The sequence below is a fragment of the Rhizobacter sp. P2_H2 genome, from assembly GCF_056403375.1.
In genome coordinates, this window is the sequence record NZ_JBFUFP010000324.1 from 1 (window position 1) to 5,238 (window position 5,238).

General features: G+C 67.3%; 5 protein-coding genes. All 5 read left to right on the forward strand.

What is annotated here, in order from left to right; all coding sequences use genetic code 11:
• Window positions 1–655, forward strand: a 655-nt coding sequence (locus AC1D15_RS16980) for an NADH-ubiquinone oxidoreductase-F iron-sulfur binding region domain-containing protein (protein ID WP_477826890.1), incomplete at its 5' end; no start/stop codon positions are given.
• A gap of 23 nt (window positions 656–678) precedes the next feature.
• On the forward strand, window positions 679–3,003 hold the full coding sequence (gene nuoG / locus AC1D15_RS16985; RefSeq protein ID WP_477826891.1) for an NADH-quinone oxidoreductase subunit NuoG: 2,325 nt from the start codon (window positions 679–681) through the stop codon (window positions 3,001–3,003).
• A gap of 13 nt (window positions 3,004–3,016) precedes the next feature.
• Entirely contained in the window at window positions 3,017–4,081 is a 1,065-nt protein-coding gene (nuoH, locus tag AC1D15_RS16990) for an NADH-quinone oxidoreductase subunit NuoH (protein ID WP_047502914.1), read from the forward strand.
• Window positions 4,082–4,093: 12 nt separating this feature from the next.
• Window positions 4,094–4,591 (forward strand): NADH-quinone oxidoreductase subunit NuoI, encoded by a 498-nt coding sequence (gene nuoI / locus AC1D15_RS16995; RefSeq protein WP_047502912.1) that lies wholly within the window; start codon window positions 4,094–4,096, stop codon window positions 4,589–4,591.
• Window positions 4,592–4,726: 135 nt separating this feature from the next.
• Window positions 4,727–5,238, forward strand: a 512-nt coding sequence (locus AC1D15_RS17000; RefSeq protein WP_477826892.1) for an NADH-quinone oxidoreductase subunit J, incomplete at its 3' end; no start/stop codon positions are given.

Sequence of the window (5,238 nt, forward strand, 5' to 3'; positions counted from 1 at the left end):
CAACAACACCGAGACCTTCGCCGCGGTGCCGTGGATCATCCGCAACGGCGGCCAGCCCTACCTCGAGATCGGCAAGCCGAACAACGGCGGCACCAAGATCTTCTCGGTGGTCGGCGATGTCGAGCGCCCCGGCAACTTCGAGGTCCCGCTGGGTACGCCGTTCTCGAAGCTGCTCGAGCTCGCCGGCGGCGTGCGCAAGGGCCGCACGCTGAAGGCGGTGATCCCGGGCGGCTCGTCGGCACCGGTGCTGCCGGCCTCGATCATGATGGACACGACGATGGACTACGACGCCATCGCGAAGGCCGGCTCGATGCTCGGCTCGGGCGCCGTCATCGTGATGGACGACTCCCGCTGCATGGTCAAGAGCCTGCTGCGCCTGTCGTACTTCTACATGCACGAGAGCTGCGGCCAGTGCACGCCGTGCCGCGAAGGCACCGGCTGGCTGTTCCGCATGGTCGACCGCATCGAGCACGGGCAGGGCCGCATGGAAGACATCGAGCTGCTGAACTCGGTGGCCGACAACATCCAGGGCCGCACCATCTGCGCGCTCGGCGACGCCGCCGCGATGCCGGTGCGCGCGATGATCAAGCACTTCCGTGATGAGTTCATCCATCACATCGAGCACAAGACCTGCGCGGTTGCGGTCCACGCCTGAGACCCGTCCCGGGGCAACACGACATGATTGAAATCGAACTCGACGGCCAGAAGGTCCAGGTCACCGAAGGCAGCATGGTGATGCATGCGGCCGACAAGGCGGGCACCTACATCCCGCACTTCTGCTACCACAAGAAGCTGTCCATCGCGGCCAACTGCCGCATGTGCCTGGTCGACGTCGAGAAGGCGCCGAAGCCGATGCCCGCCTGCGCGACGCCGGTGACGCAGGGCATGATCGTGCGCACCAAGAGCGACAAGGCGCTGAAGGCCCAGCAGGGCGTGATGGAGTTCCTGCTGATCAACCACCCGCTCGATTGCCCGATCTGCGACCAGGGCGGCGAGTGCCAGCTGCAGGACCTGGCCGTCGGCTACGGCGGGTCGTCGTCGCGTTACACCGAAGAGAAGCGCGTCGTCTTCCACAAGGATGTCGGTCCGCTGATCTCGATGGAAGAGATGAGCCGCTGCATCCACTGCACGCGCTGCGTGCGCTTCGGCCAGGAAGTGGCGGGCGTGATGGAGCTCGGCATGATCCACCGCGGCGAGCACTCCGAGATCACCACCGTCGCCGGCGACACCATCGACAGCGAGCTGTCGGGCAACATGATCGACGTCTGCCCGGTCGGCGCGCTCACCAGCAAGCCGTTCCGCTACAGCGCTCGCACCTGGGAGCTGTCGCGCCGCAAGAGCGTGAGCCCGCATGACGGCACCGGTGCCAACCTGATCGTRCAGGTCAAGAACAACAAGGTGCTGCGCGTCGTTCCGCTGGAGAACGAGGACGTCAACGAATGCTGGCTGGCCGACCGCGACCGCTTCTCGTACGAAGCCGTCAACAGCGACCAGCGCCTGACTGCGCCGATGATCAAGCAGGGCGGCGAGTGGAAGACCGTCGACTGGACCACCGCGCTCGAGTACGTGGCCAAGGGCCTGTCGCAGATCAAGGCCGACCACGGAGCGAAGAGCATCGGCGCCGTCGGTTCGGCGCACGCCACCGTGGAAGAGCTGCACCTGCTCGCGAAGCTGGTGCGCGGCCTGGGCAGCGAGAACATCGACTTCCGCACGCGGCATGCCGATTTCCGCCCGACCGAAGGCATCCAATGGCTCGGCACGACGGTCGCGTCGCTGTCGACGCTGCAACGCGTGCTGGTCGTCGGCTCGTTCCTGCGCAAGGACCACCCGCTGTTCGCGCAGCGCATCCGCCAGGCCGCCCGCAAGGGCGCCAAGGTGCACAGCCTGAACGCGCTGGCCGATGACTGGCTGATGCCGATGGCCGGCCAGCAGGCGGTGGCGCCGAGCGGCTGGGTCGCGGCACTCGCCGGCATCGCGGCCGCCGTGGGCGCGGCCAAGGGCGTTGCCGCGCCGGTGCAGGTGACGGCCGATGACGCGGCGAATGCCGTGGCCGCTGCTGTTGCCACGTCCTTGCTGAGCGGCGAGCGCAAGGCCGTGCTGCTCGGCAATGCCGCCGCGCAACACCCGCAGGCCGCCGAGCTGCTGTCGCTGGCGAACTGGATCGGTGCGCAGACCGGCGCGAGCGTCGGCTACCTCACGGCTGCCGCCAACACCGTCGGCGCGCAACTCGTCAATGCGCTGCCGGGCAACGGCGGGCTGAACGCCGGCGAGATGCTCGGCGGATCGCTGCGCGCCTGCCTGCTGCTGAACGTCGAGCCCGAGTTCGATGCCGCCAACCCGCTGGCCGCGAAGACCGCGCTGCAGTCCGCCGACATGGTGGTCGCGCTGACCTCGTTCAAGGATGCCGCGCTMGACGTGGCCGACGTGCTGCTGCCGATCGCGCCGTTCACCGAGACCTCGGGCACCTTCGTCAATGCCGAAGGCCGCGTGCAGGGCTTCCATGGCGTCGTGAAGCCGCTCGGCGACACCCGCCCGGCCTGGAAGGTGTTGCGCGTGCTGGGCAACGTGCTGGGCCTGAAGGGCTTCGAGCAGGAAACCTCCGATGAAGTGCGCGCCGAGGCGCTGGGCGACGTGAGCACGATCGCCTCGCGCCTGAGCAATGCAGGTTCGCAAGCAGTCAAGCTGGCCGCCCCGGCCGGTGGCCTGGAACGCATCGCCGACGTGCCGATCTACGCGGCCGACAGCCTGGTGCGCCGTGCCACGTCGCTGCAGCTGACGGCAGACGCCCGCCCGCCGGTCGCGTCGCTGGGCAGCGCGCAGTGGTCGCAGCTCGGCCTGAAGGACGGCGACACCGTGCGCGTCTCGCAGGGCGGGGCGGCGATCACGCTGCCGGCGCGCCTGGACGCGAGCCTGGCCGCCAACACCGTCCGCGTTCCCGCCGGCCATGCGCTGACCGCCGCGCTCGGCGCGATGTTCGGCCCGCTGTCGATCGAGAAGGCCTGAGCCCACCCACACCATGATCGATACCTTCAACCTCTACGGCACCCAGTACCTGGGCGCGGCCTGGCCGGTGGTCTGGACGCTGATCAAGATCATCGTCGTGATCCTGCCGCTGCTCGGCTGCGTCGCCTACCTGACGCTGTGGGAGCGCAAGGCCATCGGCTGGACGCAGATCCGCCCGGGCCCGAACCGGGTCGGCCCGTGGGGCCTGCTGACGCCGATCGCCGATGCGGTCAAGCTGATCTTCAAGGAGATCATCCTGCCGACCGCGGCGAACCGCCCGCTGTTCCTGATCGGCCCGGTGATGACGATCATGCCGGCGCTGGCCGCGTGGGCCGTCATTCCGTTCGGCCCCGACGTGGCGCTCGCCAACATCAACGCCGGCCTGCTGTTCCTGATGGCGATCACCTCGATGGAGGTCTACGGCGTGATCATCGCCGGCTGGGCCTCGAACTCGAAGTACGCCTTCCTCGGCGCGCTGCGCGCCTCGGCGCAGATGGTCAGCTACGAGATCGCGATGGGCTTCGCGCTGGTCGTCGTGCTGATGGTGAGTGGCAGCCTCAACATGACCGACATCGTGCTCGGCCAGGGCAAGGGCTTCGGCGCGAGCCACGGCTTCACGGTCTTCTCGTGGAACTGGCTGCCGCTGCTGCCGATCTTCGTCGTCTACTTCATCTCGGGCCTGGCGGAGACCAACCGCCACCCGTTCGACGTCGTCGAAGGCGAATCGGAGATCGTGGCCGGCCACATGGTCGAGTACTCGGGCATGGCGTTCGCGATGTTCTTCCTCGCCGAATACGCCAACATGATCCTGGTGTCGATCCTGTGCGTGACGATGTTCCTCGGCGGCTGGCTGTCGCCGCTCGACTTCGCGCCGTTCACCTGGATCCCGGGCTGGATCTGGCTGGGTCTCAAGACCTTCGTCGTCGTGACCATGTTCCTGTGGGTGCGCGCCACCTTCCCGCGCTACCGCTATGACCAGATCATGCGCCTGGGCTGGAAGATCTTCATCCCCATCACGCTGGTGTGGCTGGTGGTCGTCGGGCTGTGGCTGCAGTCCCCCCTCAGCCTCTGGAAGTAAGGAGAGAAGACCATGTCTGCAGTGGCTTCCATCAAGGACCTGTTCTCGAGCTTCATGCTCACCGAGCTGTTCAAGGGCCTGGCCCTGACCGGCCGGCACTTCCTGTCGCCGCACATCACGGTGCAGTTCCCCGAGGAGAAGACGCCGGCCTCGCCGCGCTTCCGCGGCCTGCACGCGCTGCGCCGCTACGACAACGGCGAAGAGCGCTGCATCGCCTGCAAGCTGTGCGAAGCGGTGTGCCCGGCGATGGCGATCACGATCGAATCCGAGGTGCGCGACGACGGCTCGCGCCGCACGACGCGCTACGACATCGACCTGACCAAGTGCATCTTCTGCGGCTTCTGCGAAGAGAGCTGCCCGGTCGACTCGATCGTCGAGACGCACATCTTCGAATACCACGGCGAAAAGCGCGGCGACCTGTACTTCACGAAGGACATGCTGCTGGCCGTCGGTGACCGCTACGAGGCCGAGATCGCCGCCAACAAGGAGGCAGACGCCAAATATCGTTGACCCCCCCGAAGCGCCTTCGGCGCCTCCCCCCAGGGGGCACCGCCAGCGGCCCGGCAAAGCCGGTTCCGCGGCGGTCGCTGGGCAGGAAGCTCTGATGTGCTTTTGGGTGAAGCGATAGAAACCGGCAAAGCAAATATGGACATCCCGACCGCGCTTTTCTACATCTTCTCGGCCGTGCTGCTGGGAGCTTCGTTCCGCGTCATCACCGCGCGCAGCCCGGTGCATGCCGCGCTGTTCCTGGTGCTCGCGTTCTTCTCGGCGTCCTGCGTCTGGATGCTGCTGCACGCCGAGTTCCTCGCGATCTCGCTGGTGCTCGTCTACGTCGGCGCCGTGATGGTGCTGTTCCTGTTCGTCGTGATGATGCTCGACATCAACGTCGACTCGCTGCGCCAGGGCTTCYGGACGCACTTCCCGGTCGCGGCGCTGGTCGGCGTGATCATCGTGCTGGAAATGGCCGCGGTGCTGATCCCCGGCTTCGACGTGCGCACCGCGCCGGCGACCGACCCGGTCGCCATGCAGCTGGGCAACACCAAGCTGCTGGGCATCCAGATCTACTCGCACTACCTGTACCCGCTGCAGATCGCGGCCGTGCTGCTGCTGGTGGCGATCGTCGCGGCGATCGCGCTGACGCTGCGCCAGCGCAAGGA